This window comes from Microvirga sp. P4_G7, assembly GCF_056401005.1.
Map to the genome: position 1 here is coordinate 1 of NZ_JBFUKD010001079.1, position 759 is coordinate 759.

The following is a 759-nucleotide window of genomic DNA, read 5'->3' on the forward strand; positions in this document are numbered from 1 at the left end:
ATTTCACACGCTCGCGGAAAGCGCCTTCCAGCACCTGAAGGTCGTTGCCATGGCCGACCGGGTCAAAATCGAGACCGGCGACGGTCTTACGCAGCGGGTTCGCGAACGGTTCGATCGCATCCTGCTCAACGGAGCGACGACATCGATCCCGGAGGCTGTCACAGGGCTACTGGGGCCAGGAGGTCGTCTCGTCGGGGCGTTGACCATCGAAGGATTTCCGCGATTGGTCCGGATCGACAGGCTGGAGGATGGCACGTTGCGCCAGGAGCTGTGGGGAAGCCTGCGCGTCTCGCCGCTTGTGAGCGGCGTTTCGACCACCCTTTGAGGGCCGTAAAGAAATTTTTCCAATAAGGTTACGAAAAACGCCGGCCCATCAACGCTTGCTTAACCTGAATCGACTTTTAATGGCCCCGTCGAGTTCGCGTTGCGTTGGGGTTTTCGGATGCGTAAGCCTGTGTTGTCTGGGCTTTGGGTGGCTGTGTCGAGGGTCGCTCTGGTTGGCTTGATCGGAAGTACTGCGGCTGCGTGCAGTACGGACACGATCCGTCTGGCGGAAAGTCCGTTCTCCAATCCCTTTGCTTCGAGCGAACGGATGGATAGCGAGCCGCAATCGACAGCCTCGACTCAGAGCTACAGCGCTCCTGTTTCGGCGGTTCCGACATCTTCAATTCAAGCACAAGCACTGCCGCCCGTGGGGCAGCAGCCGGTGCAGTTGTCGTCGTCTCCGAGTCCGGTGGCTTCTGGTGGCACGCGCATCAC

At 59.8% G+C, this 759-nt stretch carries 1 pseudogene; it reads left to right on the forward strand.

From position 1 onward, the window contains the following. Window positions 1-325: pseudogene (locus tag AC1DT3_RS23140) on the forward strand (protein-L-isoaspartate O-methyltransferase); the annotation flags it as partial. Between the last annotated feature and the right edge of the window lie 434 nt (window positions 326-759).